Source organism: Streptomyces sp. NPDC048479, assembly GCF_040651435.1.
Taxonomy (GTDB): domain Bacteria; phylum Actinomycetota; class Actinomycetes; order Streptomycetales; family Streptomycetaceae; genus Streptomyces.
Genome location: NZ_JBEZKA010000002.1, coordinates 128,785 through 148,046, shown reverse-complemented (window position 1 = coordinate 148,046; position 19,262 = coordinate 128,785). Strand labels below are relative to the sequence as shown.

The following is a 19,262-nucleotide window of genomic DNA, read 5'->3' as shown; positions in this document are numbered from 1 at the left end:
GGAGGCAGACGTATGCGCTTCCGCCATCCCGACGGCGCCACCGTCCACCTCTCCTACTGCACCAACGTCCACCCCGCCGAGACCCTCGACGGCGTACTCGCCCAGCTCCGAGCCCACTGCGAGCCGGTACGCAAGCGACTCGGCCGCGACCGCCTCGGCATCGGCCTCTGGCTCGCCAAGGACGCCGCCCACGCCCTGATCACCGACCCGGCCGCGCTGCGCGCCCTGCGCGCCGAACTCGAACGCCGCGGCCTCGAGGTCGTCACCCTCAACGGCTTCCCGTACGAGGGATTCGGCGCCGAAGAGGTCAAGTACCGCGTCTACCAACCGGACTGGACCCAGCCCGAACGCCTCGCCCACACCACCGACTTGGCCCGTCTCCTCGCGGCCCTCCTCCCCGACGACATCACCGAGGGCACCATCTCCACCCTCCCGCTCGCCTGGCGCACCCCTTTCGACGACACGGCAGCCGGGGCCGCGCACACCGCCCTGACCACTCTCGCCGAACGCCTCGACGCCCTCGAGGAACTCACCGGCAAGTCGATTCGCATCGGCCTGGAGCCCGAGCCCGGCTGCATCGTTGAGACAACCGCGGACGCGATACGTCCCCTCAGCGCGATCGCATCGCACCGCATTGGCATCTGCATCGACACCTGCCATCTCGCCACCTCCTTCGAAGATCCGCAGGCTGCCCTTGCGGCGCTCACCGCGGCGGGCATCACCATCCCCAAGGCGCAGCTGTCCGCCGCACTCCACGCCGAAGAACCACATCTCCCCGAAGTGCGGGCGGCGTTAGCCCCCTTCGCCGAACCCCGCTTTCTGCATCAGACCCGCACCCTCCCCCGAGCTCTCCGAGCAGGGGAGACCCGATCCGCGGGCGGTCTGCGCGGCACCGACGATCTCGACGAAGCCCTCGCCGGCACGGCGCTGCCCGACGACGCCCCCTGGCGTGCCCACTTCCACGTCCCCCTGCACGCCCCGCCCGCCCCGCCCCTCACCTCCACCCTCTCCGTACTCCAGGACACGCTGAACCGGCTCGTCGGCGGCCCCAACCCGCGCACCCGACACCTTGAGGTCGAGACCTACACCTGGCAGGCCCTCCCGCCAGAGCTGCGCCCCCGCAACCGCACCCAGCTCGCCGACGGAATCGCCGCCGAACTCACCCTCGCCCGCGACCTGCTGGTCGACCTCGGCCTCAAGGAGCTGCCATGACCGACGCCGCCCACCCCACGCCCACCCCTCTCCTCGTCCTGGACGTCGTCGGTCTCACCCCCCAGCTCCTCGACCACATGCCGCACCTCAAGACCCTTGCCCAGTCCGGCTCCCAGGCCCCCCTCACCACCGTCCTCCCTGCCGTGACCTGCGCCGCCCAGTCCACCTTCCTCACCGGCACCCTCCCCGCCGAGCACGGCATCGTCGCCAACGGCTGGTACTTCCGCGACCTCGGCGAGGTCCTGCTCTGGCGCCAGCACAACGGCCTCGTCTCCGGCGACAAGATCTGGGACGCCGCCCGCCGCGCACACCCCGGCTACACCGTCGCCAACATCTGCTGGTGGTACGCCATGGGCGCGGACACCGACTTCACCGTCACCCCCCGTCCCGTCTACTACGCCGACGGTCGCAAGGAACCCGACTGCTACACCCGGCCCCCCGACCTGCACGACGAACTCACCGAGAAGCTCGGCACCTTCCCCCTGTTCCACTTCTGGGGCCCGGGCGCCGACATCGTCTCCAGCCAGTGGATCGTCGACGCGACCCGCCACATCACGCGCACCCGACACCCCGACCTGACCCTGTGCTACCTCCCGCACCTCGACTACGACCTGCAGCGCTACGGCCCCGACGACCCCCGCTCGTACCAGGCAGCCGCCGACCTCGACGCCGTCATCGCCCCGCTGCTGGGAGACGCCAGGCGGGAAGGCCGCACCGTCGTCGCCCTGTCCGAGTACGGGATCACCCGCGTCAGCCGCCCCGTCGACATCAACCGCGCCCTGCGCCGCGCCGGCCTGCTGGAAGTCCACACCCAGGACGGCATGGAGTACCTCGACCCGATGGCCTCCCGCGCCTTCGCCGTCGCCGACCACCAGCTCGCCCACGTGTACGTGCGCCGCCCCGAAGACCTCGACGCCACCCGCGCGGCACTCACCGGCCTGCCCGGCATCGAGCAACTCCTCGACGACGAGGGCAAGAAGAGCTACGGACTCGACCACCCGCGTTCCGGCGAACTCGTCGCCATCGCGGAGGCCGATGCCTGGTTCACGTACTACTACTGGCTCGACGACGACCGGGCTCCCGACTTCGCCCGGCTCGTCGAGATCCACCGCAAACCCGGCTACGACCCGGTCGAGCTCTTCATGGACCCTCTCGACCCGTACGTACGCCTCAAGGCGGCCAAGGCGATCGCCCGCAAGAGACTCGGCATGCGCTACCGCCTCGCGGTCGTACCCCTCGACCCCTCACCTATTCGCGGCAGCCACGGCCGCCTGCCCACGAGCGACGAAAGTGACACCGGGCCGCTCATCCTCTGCTCCACCCCCCGCGCTGTCAGCGGCCGCGTCGCGGCCACCGATGTGAAGTCCCTGCTGCTTCAACTCGCTGGACTCCACTCAAGCAGACACCACTGACAATCCGATCCCGGGAGATCCCATGAGCCGCACAAGCAAGGCCAACGACCCCGAACTCGCCCACAAGCTCAGCAGACGCGGCATGCTCGGCGTCGCCGCCGGCGCGACCGCCGCCGCCATCGTCGGCGCCGCTGCAGGCCCGGCCTCGGCAGCCGCGACGAGTGCCGCCGCCCCCGGCAGGGGCCGCCCCGTCCTGCCCCCCGGCCGCCTCGGCACCCAGCTCTACTCCCTGCGCGACAAGGTCGCCGGCCTCGGCTTCGCGAAGGTCTTCGCCGAGCTGGAGCGCTACGGCTACGACGAGATCGAGTACGCCGGCTACACCCAGGGCACCGGCCCCATCACCCTCGCCCAGCTGAAGCAGCTCGCCCGCGACCACGGGCTGCGCGGCATCGGCAGTCACGTCGGCTATTACTCCAGCGACCCGAACGCCTACACCTTCGCCCAGAACCTCGACAAGGTTCTCGACGACGCCCAGGCGCTCGGCCTGCCGCACATCGGCACCGCATCGGGACCCTTCCGCTACGGCTCCACCGTCGATGCCTGGAAGCGGGCCGCCGAGGAGTTCAACACCTATGGAGCCGCCGCCAAGAAGCGCGGTCTGAAGTTCTACCAGCACAACCACGCCGAGGAGTTCTCCTTCGCCACCGACCAGCCGAACGTCCGTCTCTACGATGTGCTGCTCGCCGAGACCGACCCCGATCTGGTCTACCTCGAAATGGACATCTACTGGGCGTTCGTGGGCCAGTTCCGCTTCGGCAAGCGCGTCGACGGCACCCCAGCCCCCTTCGACCCTCTGCGCTATGTCCTCAAGCAGCCCCACCGCTACCCGCTTTTCCACGTCAAGGACGGCACGCACGACGAGTCCGCCCGCGACGGCTACCGGATGGTGGACGTCGGGGACGGAGACATCGACTACAAGCGCTTCATATCCGCGGTGAACAAGACCCACGGCGGCTACCGCGACCACCACTGGCAGACCGAACACGACAACCCGGTCGAGTCGTTCGCCTTCGCCCGCAAGTCCAGCGACCACCTTCACTCGCTGCGCGAGAAGGGCTGCTGAGGGTTCGTACGGCACCGATTCGGGTCCGTACGGCACCGATTCGGGTCCGCGCGGCGCCGATCCCGCATCGGCGCGGAATCCTGCTACCGGCCAGTAGAGGGAACGTAAGGTTCCGTCCATCATGGGACGCGAACATGCCAAAGGCCCTCCGTCCGTACGGGACGGAGGGCTTCCCCTGAGCTGTTCCGAGACGCAGGAGACCCCCCATGCATGCAGGCAAGTGGAGAATCCGGTCGGTGGCCGCCGCCACCGCGCTGGCGTTCACCATGGCCGCCCCGGTGGCGACGGCCGCGGACTCGACCGGGTCGGACCGCCCGGCGACCCCGGCCGCCACCGCGGCGCAGCAGTCCGGCCGCGCCGGTACGCTGCTCGCCGACGTCGACTACGGGACCTGGCAGCGTGATGTCGCCGACGTCATCGCCGTCGCTCGCCCCTACATCGAGCAGCGCACCGCGAACACCTCCGGTGCGAAGCAGGCGATCGTCCTCGACATCGACAACACTTCGCTCGAGACGGACTTCCACCCTTTCTGGGAGTACCCGACCCCCGCGGTCAAGCCGGTTCTCGACCTGGTGCGATACGCGAAGTCCCGCGGTGTGGACATCTACTTCGTCACCGCCCGCCCGGGCATCATCTACTCGCTCACCGATTACAACCTGAAGAAGGTCGGGTACCCGGTCGACGGCCTTTACGTACGGGATCTGCCCGACCTCTTCGACGAGGTCAGCGCGTACAAGACGGGCAAGCGGGCCGCGATCGAGGCGAAGGGCTACACGATCATCGCCAACATCGGCAACAACGCGACCGATCTCGTGGGCGGCCACGCCGAGAAGACGTTCAAGCTGCCCGACTACAACGGCGACCTGTCGTAGCCGTCGGCACAACCGGGCACACAACGGCGGGGTGGCCGTCACGATCGACAACGGTCGTGTCGGCCACCCCGCGCTCATGGTGCTCATCCCGGGGTGCAGGGGTCGCCTCGACGCCACTGGGACGGCGAGGCTCGTCCACGACCGGCTCGCGACGTCACGCGACATCACGCGACATCACGTGACGTCACCCACAATTGACACCGCGTGCGCTGCCACGCCGTCCCACGTTCACTACCGTCCAGTACGAGACATGAGCCATTGCACCTCCCGCCCCGACTGTGCACCGAGAGCGGAGACCTTCTCATGGCACCCACCCTCACCCTCAAGCCCGGCACCGCATGGGCCGACGCCTGGCAGCGCTGCCTGACCGTCGCCCCCGAGTCCTTCCGTGACGACCGCGTACTGAACCTCTGGGCCGCCCAGTGGCAGGCGGACGGCCGCGCCCTGCCCGCCACCAGCCCGGTCGACGGCAGCCCGATCGCGGGACCGCCGCGCCTGGACGCGGCAGCCGCCCGGCAGGCGGTACGCGCCTCGCTCGACCAGCACCGGGCCTGGTGCCACGTTCCTCTGAGCGATCGCAGGGCCCGCGTCGCCGCCGCCCTCGACTCCCTCACCGAACACCGCGAACTGCTCGCCCTGCTCCTGGTCTGGGAGATCGGCAAGCCGTGGCGGCTCGCCCAGGCCGACGTCGACCGCGCGATCGACGGAGTGCGCTGGTACGTCGACGGCGCCGAGCCCATGCTCGAAGGCCGTACGCCGCTGCCCGGGCCGGTCTCCAACATCGCCAGCTGGAACTACCCGATGTCCGTCCTGGTCCACGCGATGCTCGCGCAGGCCCTGGCCGGGAACGCGGTGATCGCGAAGACCCCGACCGACGGCGGTGTCGCCTGCCTCACCCTGGCCTCCGCTCTCGCCGCCCGTGAAGGCATCCCGATCACCCTGGTCAGCGGCAGCGGCGGCGAGCTCTCCGAGGCCCTGGTCCGCTCCCCGGAGATCGGCTGTGTCTCCTTCGTCGGCGGACGCGACACCGGGGCGCGTATCGCCACGGCTGTGGCCGACCTCGGCAAGCGCCACATCCTGGAACAGGAGGGCCTGAACACCTGGGGCATCTGGAACCACAGTGACTGGGACGCGCTCACCGCGGTGATCCCCAAGCTCTTCGACTACGGCAAGCAGCGGTGCACGGCGTATCCGCGCTTCGTGGTCCAGCGCGAGCTGTTCGCCGACTTCCTGGCGGCCTACCTGCCCGCCGTACGCTCCGTCCGTACGGGCCACCCGCTGGCGGTCGAGCACCCGGACGACTCTCTGCCCACCCTTGACTTCGGCCCCCTGATCAACGCGACGAAGGCCAAGGAACTGGGCGACCAGGTCGCCGAGGCGATCGACCGCGGGGCCGTCCCGCTCCACCGGGGCACCTTGGCGGAAGGCCGTTTCCTGCCCGGCCAGGACACGTCCGCCTACCTCCCGCCGGTCACCCTCCTGGGCCCGCCGCCGTCCTCGCCACTGCACCACGCGGAACCGTTCGGCCCGGTCGACACGATCGTCCTGGTCGACACGGAGGCGGAGCTGCTCGCCGCGATGAACGCCTCCAACGGCGCTCTGGTCGCGACGCTGTCGACCGACGACCCGGCGACGTACGAGCGACTGGCCCCGCAGATCCGCGCCTTCAAGGTCGGCCACGGAAAGCCACGCTCGCGCGGTGACCGCGACGAGCTGTTCGGCGGCTTCGGGGCGTCCTGGCGGGGCGCCTTCGTCGGCGGCGAGCTCCTGATCCGGGCCGTGACGGACGGCCCGGCGGGAGAGCGTCTGCCGGGCAACTTCCCCGACTACCACCTGATGGCGTGACCGCCTAGCCGATGCCCTGGCGGTCGGGCTCCAGCGCGAACGCGCGCTCGGCCGCCTCGGGCACCGTGCGCTCCACGGCCTGAACCAGGAGCGTGCGGTGCCGGAGCAGCGGCTCTCTCCGCTCCTCCGGCGCGAGCAGCAGGAGATCGTCGATCCCGGCCACCAGCCGCCGGGTCACCTGCGGATGCCCCGGCGCGTACAACCGCACCTCCGCCAGCCCCAGATCCACCAGATCGGTCCACCCGGGCACGTCCTGCACGAGGCGAACGTCGCCCTGCCGGTCCCGGTGCTGCACCGTCCCGAGCGGCATCCTCACCACCGCAGCCAGAAACTGCACGATCCGGTCAAGGCACTGCACGGCGGTCGTCGGATCGTTCACGGCGGGCGAGAGCGCACGCAGCGCGATGTCCGACAGCTGCCGCAGCCCGAACCCGAGATCCTGGTGAAAGGAGCGCTCCACCCCCACGGACACGGTGTACCGCAAGGCCTGTCGCGACGGCCAACCCTCCCCGTGCACAGCCAGCACCGGCATGCCGGGCACCACGTAGTCCCCGATCCGCGGAATCAGCCGCAGCACGACGCCGTGCCGCCTGGCCACTCGCACCAGCCGCGCGACATTCACATCCCGCAGCACACCCGCCCGCCCGTGATGCGCGACCCACGCCGTCTCGGGAGCGAGCGGCGCCAGGTCATGGCCGCCGGCCGGCTGCCGGCGCAGCATCTGGAAGGACTCCCGGGCGATGTGGTCGACGACCGGCCCGACCTGCATCAGCCGCAGCATGGCGCTCACATAGGCGACGAAGAGCAGCAGACTCAGCCCGACCAGCGCCATGGTCAGCAGACTCTGCACCAGCGGCACCGAGGTGACCCGCTTCGGATCGGTCTCGCTCTCGTACGAGGTCAGCACCAGCAGCGAGAACAGAAAGGTCGCCAGGAACACCGTCAGCGTCAGCTTGCTGATCCGGCTCCTGACGAAGATCCGCACCACCCGCGGGGTGAGCTGGCCACTCGCCATCTGCACGGCGACCAGCGAGATGCTGAAGACGACACCGATGAAGGTCATCATCGCGGCGCTGACCGTCGTCACGATGGTCTTGCTGTCGTCGGCGATCGCGATGAGATCGCTGATCGTTTCGTATGCCTGCTCGCGCTGCAGATACGCGATGATCTCCGTATCCAGCGCGGAGGCTCCCCACCACAGCGCCAAGGCGCACAGCAGCCCGGCGGCCGGCGCGAACCAGAAGGTGTCCCGCAGATGCTCGCGCAGCAGCGAGAGCGCGCGGGGCGGTCGATAGCGGCGATCACTCACGCACGCGAAGGTATGTCCTGCACTGCGCGTATGCGTGCTGCAACAGACCGTGAGCAGGGCGCCGAGTGGTTGTCGAGATCGTCGCGAACGAGTGAGCGGCACCCCACTGACCACCGGATATACAGGTGAGAGGCACCTCGAAGCCCTGGTATTGTTGTCCATGTCGCCACGGGAAACCGGGGCCGACCACCTAGTCCGGGTGGCGGAATGGCAGACGCGCTAGCTTGAGGTGCTAGTGCCCTTTATCGGGCGTGGGGGTTCAAGTCCCCCCTCGGACACCATTACATTGCGGGATATGCGGATCGTGACTCACTTGTCACGATCCGCTTCTGCGTTGTGCCGCCGGTCGGCTGTAGCGGGCTGGTGCAAAGCATCTGCAAGCGGTTCAACTGATCGATACGGTGATCCCTCGTATGTCGAGGGAGGGGCGCACATGCGTGCAGACACGGTCGATCTCAAGCGGATTTTCGGCAGGGACATCCGGTACAGGGTCCCCCTGTTCCAGCGTCCGTACGTGTGGAACAGGGACGACAACTGGACCGCGCTCTGGGAGGACATCCGCCGCACAGCGGAACACGCTGAGCTGGCGGCCGAGACGGGGGACGCCGTTTTTCCGCACTTCCTCGGGGCCGTGGTCTTCGATGAGATCCCCTACCTGTCATCGAATCTGGAAGCCCGTCAGGTCATCGACGGACAGCAGCGGCTGACGACCCTTCAATTATTCGTGTGTGCCCTCAGGCTGGTGGCCCAGGAGCTGAAGCACGACCGTTCCGTACGCCTCCTCAGCAAGTTCCTCGAGAACGACCAGGATCTGTACGACAGCGTCAAGGACCCCGACCACCGGTTCAAGGTGTGGCCCACAAACGCCGACCGGGATGAATTCCGCTCGGTCATGCGTGGAGATGGCGGCACGGGCCGCCTGGCCGGGGCGGTGCTCTACTTCCAGCAGGGCATCAGCAGCTGGGTTACGGAAGTCTCCCGACCCGAGGAGCGGATCGACGGCCTCGTGCAGACCCTGCGCGAACATCTGCGTCTTGTCATCATTGATCTTGAGGAACACGATGACGCCCAGGTGGTCTTCGAGACGCTCAACAGCCGCGGTACGCCGTTGGAGCACGCGGACCTGGTGAAGAACCTGCTCTTTCGCGAGGCAGAACATGGCGGTGCCGACGTACACCGCCTCTACGACTCGTACTGGGCGCCGTTCGACCAGGACGAGTGGCGGACCGACCAGACCACCGGACGGATCACCCGCAGCCGCCTTGACGTCTTCCTCACCCACTGGCTGAGCATGCGCACGCAGCGGGAGTTCACGTTCCCGGCCCTGTTCAAGGAGTTCGAGCGCTGGCAGCGCACTCGCAAGGGGGCTGTCGAGGACATCTTTGCCGAGCTGTCACACTATGCGGGCATCTACGACGAGCTCGATTCGCACACCCCGCACGGGGTCGAGGGCCGATTTCTCTACCGCATGAAGGTCATGCAGGTCTCCACGCCCATGCCGCTGCTCCTCTGTCTGTACGGACTCGGTGACCAGCTCTCCGTACCGCGCCGGCGACGGGCTGTTCGGGCCCTCGACAGCTATCTGGTGAGACGCGCCGTCCTCAACCTCAGCAACAAGGACTACAACCACGTCTTCCGGGAGCTCGTGACGGCGGCGTCTCTGCAGCCGGAACGGGCGGACGAAGCCATCGTCAAGACGCTGGCAGGCATGCAGGGCCACCACCGTCAGTGGCCATCGGACGAGGCCTTCCAGTCCGTCCTCGAAAACGATCCGATCTATGCGCGCCTGTACCGGCACCGTGTCCGCATCCTCCTTGAGGCGCTGGAGGATGCGCTGCGTTCGGATCTGACGGAACAGCTCACCGTCCCGGACGGGGAACACTTCGGCGCCAAGCTCACCATCGAGCACGTCATGCCACAGAGTTGGCAGGACCACTGGCCCATCAGCGACGACAGCACCGAAGGGTGGGCGGTTCGTGATGAGCTCGTTCACACCCTGGGCAACCTCACCCTTGCCACCGGCAAGCTCAATCCGGCGCTCGGCAACATGGGATGGGACGACAAGCGGAACTGGCTCAGCGAGCACAGCCTGCTGCGGCTCACTCACGGCACTCTGCTCACCCCACCGCCCGGCGCCGCCAAGGAGCATTGGGGGCAAGGGTGGGACGAGCAACTCATCCGGCAGCGAGGCCACTACCTCGCGGGGATCGCGCGTCGGGTCTGGCCATCGGCGGCTGAACTGCTCGCCGAGGACGGCATCAGTGGGTAGGGGAGGCCCTGACGTCGTTGTGGGTGTCCACTGGCCGGCATCTCTCACGACGGCCCGTCTGGTTCTGCGTCCCATCGAGACCTCTGATGTGCCGGCCATCTCGCGTCTGTGGACGGATCCAGAGGTGCGCCGCCATCTCGGCGGGCCCGTCGCCGAGGACGAAGTCCGCGTCCGGGAGCAGCGCTGCGTCGCTGCCCCAGGTGCGTTCAGCGTGGTGCGGCGTGCGGACGGCGTCGTCGTCGGACTGGTGACGGTGCAGCCGGGAGCACGGGACGGCCGGACGGAGGTCTCGTATCAACTGCTCCCGGAGTACTGGGGCTGTGGTTATGCCCGCGAAGCAGTGGCCGCCTCCGTCGACTGGGCGCTGGACGAGGTGCCTTCGGTCGCCGCCGCTGTGGTGGCGGTGACCCAGGAGGCCAACCGCCGCTCCCGGCGGTTGCTCGAAGGACTCGGCGCCGTCCTGGTCGACACGTTCGTCGAATGGGGTGAACAGCAGGTGCTGTACGTCCTCGAGAGGCAGAGCATGCCCGCCGCCGACTGACCGCGAGGGCTGAGGCGGCCGCGCGGACGACCGTTCTCAGGCAGGTCTGTGTTCAGGCAGAAAAGGAGGTCGGTCAAGGCCGCTCCGGAGTCCCGTCCCGATCGCTCAACTACGCCGACTCAGGCGCCTGGTTCACGGGGGAGGGGGGCTCCTGGCCGCCGGCCGTGATCCGGTGGCCTGGGGTATGGGCGACGAACAGCAGGCACCGTTCGGACATCATGTCCGCCTCGTGCTGAAGCCGGTCCACATCGATCGGGGTGACCGCACGCGGGAAGGGCAAGACCCCGTCGTCGACGCCGATGACGGGCGGCGATCCGGCGAGGGCGCTGCCTCACCGACTTTGGGTCCGGCCCCTACACGACCTCAGGGTTGAGCGTGTCGAAGTAGACGCAGTCGCTGCTTTGGTCAAAGTGGAATTGCCCCTGGTAGACCGATTTGGTTATATACCGGTCATAGCGGGGGCTGCTCATCCACTCAGGGTGTTCAGGAAGGAATTGCTCCAGCATTTCCGGCACCTTTGGCGGGCTGCCGAGGGCAAAGCCGTACGCCGGACTCCCGACGATCGATGTGGCTGCGCCTGCCGGCAGCTGCGCGATTCCGACAACTCGGATCTGAGGATCCTGGTCGGGGATGGGCTCACGTCCGGAGTCGTTCGGGTTGAAGCCGAGCCAACGTGGATCGGAGAGCTGCCCGACGGGGCGGAATCGACGCAGCAGTGGTTCAGTGTCTTTGCGCACTCTCACGCGATCAGGGACGGGCGAGTCACCGGTGGCGGCATAGACGCCAGTCCCGCCGCCCAGCACAGCCACCCCACTCAGGACGAACAGCATGCGGCGGCTCAGAAAGCTAGGTCTGGTCACTCGCGTTGCCCCCTAGTCCGGAGGGCGGATCTTATCCCGTCACCCAAGTCTCAACCCCGGGACGAACAGATCAGCAGCCCAATCAGGCGCCGCCCTCCCCGGCGAGGCTGTCAAGCCTGTCCAGTTCGTCCAGTACGAGGGCGGCATGCAGCGCGGCGTCCGGGACCGGGTGCAGCAGCGCCCGTACTTCTCCCGAGCGGTCGAGGACAACGGCGGCCCTGGCGAACAGGATCCGGTCGCCCACCTGGACCTCGGGCGCCCCCACCGCGCGGCCGAGCGTCAGTTGGCTGTCACCGACGAGCGGATAGCCGAGGTCGCGCTCCTTTGCGAAGGCGGACAAATGGCCCGGTGTGTGAGCACTGACGCCGAGTACACGGGCGTCGGCCCGTGCGAAACGCGCCGCAGCGTCGCGCACGGAGCACAGCCCGGTCGTGCAGCCGGCCAGCTCAGGGAGCACCTCCCCGATGCCCGGCTCTGTGATGAAGAACAACACGGTCCACCTGTGATCCGGTGAGGGAACAGCAACTGAGCCTTCGGAGGTCTCGACGATGTGGTCCATGAAGGTCCTTGCTGGTGGTTGTTCGGATGGCGGAACGGAATCAGACCGTCTCCGCCTGCTGCCCAGGTTCTCAGGGGTGAGCATGCAGTGCCGGTTGGATGTCCCGTTCGAATCCGGACCATAAACGACAAGATCAGCGCGTGTACAGCGCGTCGATGTCCGCCGCGTACGCCCCCGCGATCGCCCGCCGCTTGAGCTTCAGCGTCGGTGTCATCAGACCGGCGTCCAGACTGAATTCGTTCGGCAGGATCCGGAACGCCCGGATGGACTCCGCCCTCGAAACCCGGGTGTTGGCCCGCGAGACGGCCCGCTGGATCTGCGCCCGCAGGTCCTGGTCGTCCGTCATCGCCGTTGTGTCCGACGGCTGCTTCCCCTTCAGCGCCTGCCAGTGCGCCAGCGCCTCAGGGTCCACCGTGATGAGCGCCGCGATGTACGGCTGGTCGTCGCCCACGATCAGACACTGCGAGATCAGCGGATGGTGGCGCAGCTGCTCCTCCAGGGGCAACGGGGCCACACTCTTGCCGCCGCTGGTGATGATGACGTCTTTCTTGCGCCCCGTGATGACGAGATAGCCCTCGTCGTCGAGGTGGCCCATGTCGCCGGTGGCGAACCACCCGTCGCGCAGCACCGCTTCGGTGGCCTTGGGGTTGTTGAGGTAGCCGGCGAAGACCGTGTCGCCGCGTACCCACACCTCGCCGTCAGTCGCGATGTGTACCGCGCAGCCCGGAATCGGCCGGCCCACCGTGCCGAATCTGACCGCTCCCGGCGGCTGGGCCGTGATCCCGCCCGCGGTCTCCGTGAGGCCGTACCCGTCGTACACGGTGACGCCCATGCCCGCGAAGAACAGCCCCAGCTCCCTCCGCAGCGTCGAGCCGCCGGACACCGCGTTGCGTACCTGGCCGCCCAGTACGGCGCGCAGTTTGCTGTACACCAGGTGGTCGTAAACGGAGTGCAGGACCTTCAGGGTCGGGCTCGGGCCGTGGCCCGAGCCGATGGAGTGGCGTTCCACGGCCTCGGCGTAGCGCACCGCGACGGCCGCGGCCTTGTCGAAGAGGCTGACGCGACCCGCATCCTCGGCGGTGCGGCGGGCCTTGTGGAAGATCTTCTCGAAGATGTACGGCACGGCGAAGAGGAACGTGGGCTGGAAGGACGCCAGGGCGGGGAGCAGCGTCTCGGGCGTCAGATCCGGCTGGTGGCCGAGGCGGACGCCGCCACGCAGACAGGCGACCACGACCATCAGTCCGTAGATATGGGCTACGGGGAGGAAGTTGAGGATCGCCGGCTGCACACCCGGCTCGGCGATGATCCCGCCCCAGCCTTCGAGGAGGATGTCGCATTCGGCGGCGAGATTGGCGTGGGTGATGAGGCAGCCCTTGGGCGTTCCGGTGGTGCCGGAGGTGTAGCAGATCGCGGCGACCTGGTCCGGCAGTACGGCGGCGCGGTGACGGTGGATCAGGTCGTCGTCCATGCCGAGGCCCTGGTGGATCAGGGCCGGCACACAGCCCAGGTCCATCTGCCAGATCGCGGACAGCTGGATCTCCGCGTCGGATGCCGCCGCCACGGTCATCGCATGGTTCTCGTGCTCGACCACGATGGCCCGGACCTGGGCGTCGTACAGGATCCAGCGCACCTGCTCGATGGACGACGTGGGGTAGACCGGAACGATCTCTGCGCCGACGGACCACAGGGCGTACGCCAGAACCGTCCACTCATAGCGCGTACGGGACATCAGCGCGACCCGGTCGCCGAACCGGATGCCGTTGGCCAGGAAACCCTTGGCCACGGCCAGGACTTCGTCGCGGAACTGCTTCGCGGTCGTCGGTTCCCAGTCGCCCGACGGTGTCGACGTCCGGCGGGAGAACTGCACCAGGGAGGGGTCGTGCTCAGCGGTTTCGTAGACCGAGTCGGCGAGACTCCCCGACCGCGGAGGTTCGGCACGGCGCGGAGGACCGATACCCGGCATATGGCGTCTCCCTTCCCCGAGTTGGGGCGCCGCACTGTTCAACTCAGGGAGCGAAAGGTACCTGTCGGAAGCACTTTTGCCTAGTTTCGGGGCACATCGAGCGTCAGCCGGCGGTCGGCTCCTGGACCCTGACGCGCCACAGCCACCGTATGTCCCGTCCGAAGGACCAGATCAGCAGCACCAGTGCCATGAGGACCGCCGCGAAAGCCGGCAGAGGCGGGAGGATCCCCGCGCCGGCCACGAGCAGCACGATCCCTTGCAGCGCGGCCACTGTCTTACGGGCCGTGCTCGGGGGCAGCGGCCCGTACGACAGCCACGGCATCACCCGGGCCGCCGCCACGAAGGCGTACCGCAGGGCGCCGATCAGCAGCACCCATGGGCCCATCGAGGTGGCGACATAGATGCTGAGCACCAGGATGAGGAACGCGTCGACCTCCATGTCGAAGCGTGCCCCCAGGGCGGACGAGGTGCCGGTGCGCCGGGCGACCTTGCCGTCGACCGCGTCGAGGATCAGCGCCACCGTCGTGAGAGCGACCAGAACCGTGACCGGCGGCGGACTCTCGAAGGAGTCCGCGACCAGCGCGGTCACACCCCCGACGAGCGTCGCGCGGGCCAGTGTGACGCGGTTGGCCGCTCCGAAGGACTGGAGCCACGACCGGCGCAGGGCGCGGGTGAGCACGGCCCAGGTGCCGACCGCGAAGGCCAGGCCCGTCAGCCAGCCCGCGGGCCCCAGACCGATTGCCGTGCCGAGCAGGGCCAACAGGAGGACCTGGGCGCCCGCTCCCACGGCGGTCTCGTGCCGCAGCAGCCTCGTGTCGTACGCGTTGTTCAAGGCCACCGTGCATCCTCCGGCCGAGTGACAGATCCATGAGCGCCGCGTACCGTGTGCGCGGCTTCTTAAAGATCAGTACGCGAATCGTCGCCCGATTGCTCAGGAGACGCCAATGGAACGTGAGGCCCGAGCCTTCTGGCTTCGTTCGCCCGGTCATGGCGAGATACGGGATGTCCGCCTGCCGGAGCCCGGCGATGGCGACGTTGTGGTGCGCACCCTCTGTTCCGGTGTGAGTCGTGGAACGGAGACCCTTGTCTTCCGTGGCGGCGTGCCGGAGAGCCAGCACTCCACGATGCGGGCACCGTTCCAGGACGGCGACTTCCCCGGGCCCGTCAAGTACGGCTATCTCAATGTCGGCCTTGTCGAAGAAGGACCGCGGCACCTGCTGGGCCGAACGGTATTCTGCCTCTACCCGCACCAGACCCGGTACGTCGTACCCGCCGGCGCCGTGACGCCCGTCCCGGACAGCGTCCCCGCCCCGCGAGCGGTGCTGGCCGGCACGGTGGAGACCGCGGTGAACGCCCTGTGGGACGCCGCGCCGCTGATCGGCGACCGTATCGCCGTCGTGGGCGGGGGCATGGTCGGCTGCAGCGTCGCCGCCGTCCTGGCCCAGTACCCGGCCGTGCGCGTCCAACTGGTCGACGCGGATCCTCAGCGCGCCGGCATCGCCAGGGCGCTCGGCGTCGACTTCGCGCTCCCCGAGGAGGCCGCGGACGACTGCGATCTTGTCGTCCACGCCAGCGCCACGGAGGCAGGACTCGCGCGCTCGCTGGAACTCCTCGCCCCGGAGGGGACGGTTCTCGAACTGAGCTGGTATGGCGACCGGCGGATCAGCCTGCCGCTGGGCGAGGCCTTCCACTCCCGCCGCCTGGTCGTGCGCAGCAGCCAGGTGGGGACGGTGTCCCCGGCCCGGAGCTCCCGCCGGTCCTTCGCCGACCGGCTCGCGATCGCGCTCGACCTGCTCGCCGACCCCGCCTTCGACGCACTGGTCACCGGTGAATGCGCCTTCGACGAACTGCTGGAGGTGCTGCCGAGGCTCGCCTCCGGAGAGCTGCCCGGGCTGTGCCACCGCGTTCTGTACGACGCAGCCGCAGATCCGGCCTGAACAAGCTGCAGATCTGGCCTGAACAAGGAGGCCAGGTCGGCCGTACTACACGACAGGCCCGGCAAAAAAGGGCCGGACGCGCCGCACCTGGAGGGTCGCCCGTTGTTCAGCATCACCGTCCGTGATCACATCATGATCGCTCACAGCTTCCACGGAGAGGTCTTCGGACCCGCGCAGCGCCTGCACGGAGCGACGTTCCTCGTGGACGCCACCTTCCGCCGCGCCGAGCTGGACGCCGACAACATCGTCGTCGACATCGGACTGGCCACTCAGGAGCTCGGGACCGTCGTCGGCGAGCTGAACTACCGCAATCTCGACGACGAACCCGACTTCGCCGGCACCAACACCAGTACGGAATTCCTGGCCAAGATCATCGCCGACCGCCTCGCCGACCGGGTGCACGCAGGAGCACTGGGCGAGGGCGCCCGCGATCTGGCCGGCGTCGCGGTCACCCTGCACGAATCGCACATCGCCTGGGCGAGTTACGAGCGGACCCTGTGAACCGCGCCGCCGTTACCACCGTGACCGCACGCTCCGTGCACATCGTGATGCCCGGCGGCGTCGACGACCCGGCCGCGCCGAGTGGCGGCAATGTCTACGACCGCCGGTTGTGCCGGGACCTGCCCGGCATCGGCTGGCAGGTCCACGAACACACCGTCGCGGGCACCTGGCCACAGCCCGGAGCGGCCGCTCGCGCCGAGCTGTCCCGCATCCTGGCGGAGTCGGCGGACGGCACCGTCGTCCTCCTCGACGGACTCGTCGCCTGCGCCGTTCCCGACATCGTCGTCCGCGAGACCGAACGGCTGCGCCTGGTGGTACTGGTGCACCTGCCGCTGGGCGACGAGACAGGACTCGTCCCCGCCCGGGCGGCGGACCTGGACGCCCTGGAGCGCGAAACTCTGCGCGCCGTTCCGGCGGTCGTGGCGACCAGCAACTGGGCGGCCCGCCGGCTCGTGGCCCACCACCGGCTCGCCTCCGGCCGGGTCCATGTCGCCGCCCCCGGCGCCGACATCGAGCCTTCGGCGCCCGGCACCGACGGAGCCTCGCGGCTGCTGTGCGTCGCCTCCGTGACCCCGCGCAAGGGGCAGTACCGGCTGGTGAAGGCACTTGCGGCCGTCGCGGACCTGCCCTGGACCTGTGAATGCGTCGGCGGCCTCGACCAGGATCCCGGATATGTCGCCAGTCTGAGGGAGCTGATCGAGAAGTCCGGTCTCGGCGACCGGGTCCACCTCGCCGGACCGCAGGCCGGCGCGGAGCTGGACGCGAGTTACGCCGCCGCCGACCTCATGGTGCTCACCTCGTACGCCGAAACGTACGGCATGGCCGTGACCGAGGCACTCGCGCGCGGTATTCCCGTGCTGGCGACGGCCGTCGGCGGGCTCCCGGAGGCCGTCGGGCGCGCGCCCGACGGCAGCGTGCCGGGCATGCTCGTACCGTCGGAAGACCCCGCGGCACTCCCGACGGCGCTGCGTCGCTGGTTCGGAGAGCCCGGCCTGCGGCGCCGGTTGAAGACGGCCGCACGCGACCGGCGCACCGCGCTGGACGGTTGGGAGACGACGGCGCGGAATCTGGCCGGCGCGCTCGAACAACTCCGACTCGAACCCCGGAGGGCCGCGTGAGTACGACCGACGCGCCTGGATATGCACCCGAGTGGCTGGAGCTGCGGGAGGGCGCCGACGCGGCCGCCCGCGCAGCCGGACTCCTCGAGCCGCTCCAACACTGGTTGACGGGTCAGGAGCGAGGGGCCGACGGGATCGTGATCCGCGATCTCGGCTGCGGCACCGGCTCCATGGGACGCTGGCTCGCACCCCGGCTGAACGGTCCCCAGCACTGGATCCTGCACGACCACGACCCCGGTCTGCTCGACCTGGCCGCCGTGCGAACGCCCCGTACGGCGGCAGACGGCAGCTGCGTGACGGTGGCGACGGAACGAGGTGACATCGCACGCCTGACCGCGGAAGACCTGGACGGAGCCTCGCTGTTGACGGCCTCCGCTCTGCTGGACGTGCTCACCCGCGACGAGGTGGACGGGATCGCCGCGGCCTGCGCGGAAGCCGGCTGCCCGGCCCTGCTGGCCCTCTCCGTGGTGGGGCGGGTCGAGCTGACACCGGCCGATCCGCTGGACGCGGAGTTCGCCGAAGCGTTCGACGCCCACCAGCGCCGCAGCGGGCTGCTCGGACCCGATGCCGTGTCGGTGGCCTCCGTGGCCTTCGCACGGCAAGGGGCGATGGTACGGGTGCTGGCCAGCCCGTGGCGGCTCGGCGCCGATGAGTCGGCGTTGATGGCGGAGTGGCTACGGGGCTGGGTCGGCGCGGCCTGTGAGGAGCGCCCGGCCCTGGCGCAGCGCGCCGACGCGTATCTGCGCCGCCGCCTGGAGGCGTGCGCGGCGGGGGAGTTGCGGGTGGTGGTGTACCACAGCGATCTCCTGGCGCTGCCCCGGCCTGCGGGCGGGACATCATGAGCGCGCAGACGGTCCGGGCCCGGGTCGGCACGATCGCCGGAGCGGGCATCCTCGCGGTGCTGGTGTGGCGTCTTGGCACCGGCGCCTTCCTGGACGGGCTGAGCAGGATCGACGGCCCGACCCTCCTTGCCGCTCTCGGACTCGGCCTGCTCACCACCGTGTTCAGCGCCTGGCGCTGGCGCCTCGTCGCTCACGGCCTGAGCATCCGGCTGCCACTGGGCCGGGCCGTCGCCGACTACTACCGAGCCCTGTTCCTGAACGCGGCGCTGCCCGGCGGCGTACTCGGCGATGTGCACCGCGCGGTGCGGCACGGGCAGAACACGGGTGACGTCGGCCGCGGCGTGCGCGCGGTCGTCCTCGAACGGACCGCGGGCCAGCTGGTCCTGATCGCGGTCGGTGTGACGGTACTGGTCGCCCAGCCGTCCCCGGCCCTGGCGGATACCCATCACCTCGCCACGTCGCCGGTGATCGCTCTGGCCCTCGCCGTGGTGGGCGGGCTGATGGTCACCGTCGCCGTACGTCTCGGCAGGAAGCCGGGCACATCCCGATGGCGTCGGGCGGTCCGAGCCGCGCTGGCCGAAGCGCGGCTCGGACTGCTCGCCCGCAGAAGCTGGCCGGGAGTGGTGGTGTCGTCCGTCGTGGTGCTCGCGGGGCACCTCGGCACATTCCTTCTCGCCGCCCGGGCAGCCGGGTCAACGGCTCCGTTCGCCCAGCTCGTGCCCCTGATGGTGCTGGCCCTGCTCGCCATGGCGCTGCCGCTGAACGTTGGTGGCTGGGGCCCCAGGGAAGGCGTCACCGCCTGGGCCTTCGGCGCCGCCGGCCTGGGCGCCGCCCAGGGGCTGACCGTCGCCGTGGTCTACGGAGTGCTCACCTTCGCCGCGAGCCTGCCCGGTATCGGGGTGATCGCCGGTCAGTGGCTCGCCCGTCTGCGGCGCCCGCAGCTCCAGCTCGAACAGCGT

Annotated in this window: 16 protein-coding genes, 1 tRNA gene and 2 pseudogenes; 13 read left to right on the top strand and 6 right to left on the bottom strand. The window is 69.3% G+C overall.

Features of this window, described 5'->3' with window-relative positions; translation table 11 throughout:
- Positions 1-12 precede the first annotated feature (12 nt).
- The 5 genes from eboE (at position 13) to AB0D12_RS03450 (ending at position 6,404) form a co-directional block, all read left to right on the top strand.
- Positions 13-1,212, top strand: coding sequence for a metabolite traffic protein EboE (gene eboE / locus AB0D12_RS03470; RefSeq protein WP_362676630.1), 1,200 nt, complete (start codon positions 13-15; stop codon positions 1,210-1,212).
- A complete protein-coding gene (locus tag AB0D12_RS03465; protein WP_362676628.1) occupies positions 1,209-2,624 on the top strand; it encodes a nucleotide pyrophosphatase/phosphodiesterase family protein in 1,416 nt (471 codons plus the stop codon). Before eboE ends, AB0D12_RS03465 begins: the two co-directional genes overlap by 4 nt.
- 22 nt (positions 2,625-2,646) lie before the next feature.
- On the top strand, positions 2,647-3,687 hold the full coding sequence (locus AB0D12_RS03460; RefSeq protein ID WP_362676626.1) for a sugar phosphate isomerase/epimerase: 1,041 nt from the start codon (positions 2,647-2,649) through the stop codon (positions 3,685-3,687).
- A 206-nt stretch (positions 3,688-3,893) separates the two neighbouring features.
- Positions 3,894-4,559 carry an HAD family acid phosphatase gene (locus AB0D12_RS03455; RefSeq protein ID WP_362676624.1) on the top strand — a complete coding sequence of 222 codons (666 nt, stop codon included), beginning with the start codon at positions 3,894-3,896 and terminating at the stop codon, positions 4,557-4,559.
- Between the two features lie 303 nt (positions 4,560-4,862).
- Positions 4,863-6,404: an aldehyde dehydrogenase family protein gene (locus tag AB0D12_RS03450; protein WP_362676622.1), complete on the top strand. Its 1,542-nt coding sequence runs from the start codon at positions 4,863-4,865 to the stop codon at positions 6,402-6,404.
- A 4-nt stretch (positions 6,405-6,408) separates the two neighbouring features.
- On the opposite strand, the gene AB0D12_RS03445 is transcribed toward AB0D12_RS03450, so the two are convergent.
- Positions 6,409-7,713: a DUF2254 domain-containing protein gene (locus tag AB0D12_RS03445; RefSeq protein ID WP_362676620.1), complete on the bottom strand. Its 1,305-nt coding sequence runs from the start codon at positions 7,711-7,713 to the stop codon at positions 6,409-6,411.
- Between the two features lie 193 nt (positions 7,714-7,906).
- On the opposite strand from AB0D12_RS03445, the gene AB0D12_RS03440 reads away from it, so the two are divergent.
- From AB0D12_RS03440 to AB0D12_RS03430, 3 genes are all read left to right on the top strand, one after another.
- A tRNA-Leu gene (locus AB0D12_RS03440) sits at positions 7,907-7,994 on the top strand.
- Positions 7,995-8,146: 152 nt separating this feature from the next.
- Positions 8,147-9,982 carry a DUF262 domain-containing protein gene (locus AB0D12_RS03435; RefSeq protein WP_362676618.1) on the top strand — a complete coding sequence of 612 codons (1,836 nt, stop codon included), beginning with the start codon at positions 8,147-8,149 and terminating at the stop codon, positions 9,980-9,982.
- Positions 9,975-10,523 carry a GNAT family N-acetyltransferase gene (locus tag AB0D12_RS03430; RefSeq protein WP_362676616.1) on the top strand — a complete coding sequence of 183 codons (549 nt, stop codon included), beginning with the start codon at positions 9,975-9,977 and terminating at the stop codon, positions 10,521-10,523. The genes AB0D12_RS03435 and AB0D12_RS03430 overlap by 8 nt, the downstream gene beginning before the upstream one ends.
- A gap of 109 nt (positions 10,524-10,632) precedes the next feature.
- Here AB0D12_RS03430 and AB0D12_RS03425 read toward each other — a convergent pair.
- The 5 genes and pseudogenes from AB0D12_RS03425 to AB0D12_RS03405 all read right to left on the bottom strand — a co-directional run.
- A pseudogene (locus AB0D12_RS03425) lies at positions 10,633-10,827 on the bottom strand (hypothetical protein); the annotation flags it as partial.
- Positions 10,828-10,876: 49 nt separating this feature from the next.
- A complete protein-coding gene (locus AB0D12_RS03420) occupies positions 10,877-11,353 on the bottom strand; it encodes a hypothetical protein (protein ID WP_362676614.1) in 477 nt (158 codons plus the stop codon).
- Positions 11,354-11,465: 112 nt separating this feature from the next.
- A complete protein-coding gene (locus tag AB0D12_RS03415) occupies positions 11,466-11,873 on the bottom strand; it encodes a redoxin domain-containing protein (RefSeq protein ID WP_362676612.1) in 408 nt (135 codons plus the stop codon).
- A gap of 202 nt (positions 11,874-12,075) precedes the next feature.
- Positions 12,076-13,905 (bottom strand): AMP-dependent synthetase/ligase, encoded by a 1,830-nt coding sequence (locus AB0D12_RS03410; protein WP_362676610.1) that lies wholly within the window; start codon positions 13,903-13,905, stop codon positions 12,076-12,078.
- A 103-nt stretch (positions 13,906-14,008) separates the two neighbouring features.
- Positions 14,009-14,743: a CDP-alcohol phosphatidyltransferase family protein gene (locus tag AB0D12_RS03405; RefSeq protein WP_362676608.1), complete on the bottom strand. Its 735-nt coding sequence runs from the start codon at positions 14,741-14,743 to the stop codon at positions 14,009-14,011.
- A 106-nt stretch (positions 14,744-14,849) separates the two neighbouring features.
- Here AB0D12_RS03405 and AB0D12_RS03400 point away from each other — a divergent pair, with 106 nt between their 5' ends.
- From AB0D12_RS03400 to AB0D12_RS03380, 5 genes and pseudogenes are all read left to right on the top strand, one after another.
- Positions 14,850-15,842: a zinc-binding alcohol dehydrogenase gene (locus tag AB0D12_RS03400; RefSeq protein WP_362676606.1), complete on the top strand. Its 993-nt coding sequence runs from the start codon at positions 14,850-14,852 to the stop codon at positions 15,840-15,842.
- 102 nt (positions 15,843-15,944) lie between these two features.
- Positions 15,945-16,343 carry a 6-carboxytetrahydropterin synthase gene (locus tag AB0D12_RS03395; RefSeq protein ID WP_362676605.1) on the top strand — a complete coding sequence of 133 codons (399 nt, stop codon included), beginning with the start codon at positions 15,945-15,947 and terminating at the stop codon, positions 16,341-16,343.
- Positions 16,344-16,390: 47 nt separating this feature from the next.
- Positions 16,391-17,461, top strand: coding sequence for a glycosyltransferase family 4 protein (locus AB0D12_RS03390; protein ID WP_362677246.1), 1,071 nt, complete (start codon positions 16,391-16,393; stop codon positions 17,459-17,461).
- Positions 17,458-18,303 carry a class I SAM-dependent methyltransferase gene (locus tag AB0D12_RS03385; RefSeq protein ID WP_362676603.1) on the top strand — a complete coding sequence of 282 codons (846 nt, stop codon included), beginning with the start codon at positions 17,458-17,460 and terminating at the stop codon, positions 18,301-18,303. The genes AB0D12_RS03390 and AB0D12_RS03385 overlap by 4 nt, the downstream gene beginning before the upstream one ends.
- Positions 18,300-19,229 (top strand): annotated as a pseudogene (locus AB0D12_RS03380) (lysylphosphatidylglycerol synthase transmembrane domain-containing protein); the annotation flags it as partial. The gene AB0D12_RS03385 and the pseudogene AB0D12_RS03380, both read left to right, overlap by 4 nt.
- Between the last annotated feature and the right edge of the window lie 33 nt (positions 19,230-19,262).

Bases quoted from the DNA above. Each gene is read 5' to 3' on its own strand.
- eboE (WP_362676630.1), top strand. From the start codon at position 13: ATGCGCTTCCGCCATCCCGACGGCGCCACCGTCCACCTCTCCTACTGC.
- AB0D12_RS03460 (WP_362676626.1), top strand. From the start codon at position 2,647: ATGAGCCGCACAAGCAAGGCCAACGACCCCGAACTCGCCCACAAGCTC.
- AB0D12_RS03465 (WP_362676628.1), top strand. From the start codon at position 1,209: ATGACCGACGCCGCCCACCCCACGCCCACCCCTCTCCTCGTCCTGGAC.
- AB0D12_RS03435 (WP_362676618.1), top strand. From the start codon at position 8,147: ATGCGTGCAGACACGGTCGATCTCAAGCGGATTTTCGGCAGGGACATC.
- AB0D12_RS03450 (WP_362676622.1), top strand. From the start codon at position 4,863: ATGGCACCCACCCTCACCCTCAAGCCCGGCACCGCATGGGCCGACGCC.
- AB0D12_RS03410 (WP_362676610.1), bottom strand. From the start codon at position 13,905: ATGCCGGGTATCGGTCCTCCGCGCCGTGCCGAACCTCCGCGGTCGGGG.
- AB0D12_RS03455 (WP_362676624.1), top strand. From the start codon at position 3,894: ATGCATGCAGGCAAGTGGAGAATCCGGTCGGTGGCCGCCGCCACCGCG.
- AB0D12_RS03400 (WP_362676606.1), top strand. From the start codon at position 14,850: ATGGAACGTGAGGCCCGAGCCTTCTGGCTTCGTTCGCCCGGTCATGGC.
- AB0D12_RS03420 (WP_362676614.1), bottom strand. From the start codon at position 11,353: ATGCTGTTCGTCCTGAGTGGGGTGGCTGTGCTGGGCGGCGGGACTGGC.
- AB0D12_RS03390 (WP_362677246.1), top strand. From the start codon at position 16,391: ATGCCCGGCGGCGTCGACGACCCGGCCGCGCCGAGTGGCGGCAATGTC.